The sequence below is a fragment of the Micrococcus sp. H39-S4 genome (assembly GCF_027158145.1).
Taxonomy (GTDB): Bacteria; Actinomycetota; Actinomycetes; order Actinomycetales; family Micrococcaceae; genus Micrococcus; species Micrococcus luteus.
On sequence record NZ_JAPVLT010000025.1, the window covers coordinates 1 to 1,434 of the forward strand.

1 protein-coding gene is annotated in these 1,434 nt (G+C 66.8%); it reads right to left on the bottom strand.

Going from position 1 to position 1,434, the window contains the following annotated elements; translation table 11 throughout:
• Positions 1-33: 33 nt before the first annotated feature.
• Entirely contained in the window at positions 34-1,377 is a 1,344-nt protein-coding gene (locus O3T09_RS11750; protein WP_036316274.1) for an IS256-like element ISMlu11 family transposase, read from the bottom strand.
• Positions 1,378-1,434 lie beyond the last annotated feature (57 nt).

Consider the following 1,434-nt stretch of genomic DNA (forward strand, 5'->3'; position numbering starts at 1 on the left):
GGGCGTGTCAACTTGTCTGTGTAAGCGGGGTGGTCACAGGTAGGGGTTGATCCGGTCGGGGTAGGCCGCGGCGAGCTGGGCGAGGGCCTGCTTCCAGTTCGTGACGGCCTGGCCTTCGACGAGCCGGCCCTGGGCTTTGCGCTGGCCGGCGGGTTTGCCCCGGTCCCGAGCGCGTTCGGCGGCGCGTTTGTCTTCGATGTTGCAGATCGCCAGCCAGAGCAGCTTCACCGCCGCCTCGGTCGAGGGGAAGTGGCCGCGGTTCTTGGTCACCTTCCGTAGCTGGAAGTTCAGCGACTCGATGCTGTTGGTCGTGTAGATGACCTTGCGGAGCATGGGTGGGAACTGCAGGAACGGGATGAACCGCTCCCAGGAGTTCGCCCAGGTCGCGGCTGCAGACGGGTACTTCGTGCCGAGCTCGGAGGCCTCGAACTCGGCCAGCGCCTTCCTCGCGGTCTCTTCGTTGGGGGCAGTGTAGATCGGCTTCAGCGCGGCGGCGACCTTCTTGCGGTCCTGGTAGGCCACGAACCGCATCGCGGCCCGGATCAGGTGAACCACGCAGGTCTGGACCATCGAGTCCGGCCACGTCGCCTCGACCGCCTCCGGCAGGCCCTTGAGCCCGTCGCAGCACACGATCAGCACGTCCTGCACGCCCCGGTTCGCGAGATCGGCGCAGACGTGGGCCCAGAACGCCGAGCCCTCGGTGTCCTGGACCCAGATCCCCAGCACGTGCTTGATGCCCTCGAGGTCCACGCCGACGGCGATGTAGGCGGCACGGTTGAGGACCTGGCTGTTCTCTCGGATCTTGATCCGGATTGCGTCGAGATAGATCACCGGATAGAACTCCTCCAGCGGCCGCGACTGCCACGCCAGGACCTCTTCGCTCACGGCGTCGGTGATGTTGGAGATCGTCTCGTGCGACAGGTCCGTGCCGATCGTGGAGGCCAGGTGGTGCTGGATGTCCCGGATCGTCATTCCGCCGGCATAGAGGCTGATGATCATGTCATCCAGGCCCCCGAGGCGCCGCTGGCCCTTGGGCACCAGGCGCGGGGTGAACGACCCGCCCCGGTCTCGCGGGACGTCCAGCTCGATCGGCCCGACCTCGGACTCCACGGTCTTCGGGGTGGTCCCGTTGCGGGAGTTGGCGTGCTTCGGCGCCTCGCTCGAGCCCTTCTCGTAGCCCAGATGGCTGGTCAGCTCGGCCTGCAGGCCCCGCTCGAGCGCGGCCTTGACCAGCGCGGGCACGAACCCGCCGTCACCGGTGAGCTCGACGCCGCCCGCGTCGATCTGCGCGAACAGGGCATCAAGCTGCCCTGAGGCTTTCAGCTGCTCGACCAGGTCCTGGCCCGAGGGCTCGCCTGGGTTCTTCTCGTCGATCATGGTCATGATTCTTACCGTTCCTCTCGGTACGGCTTACACAGACCATCTGACACGCCC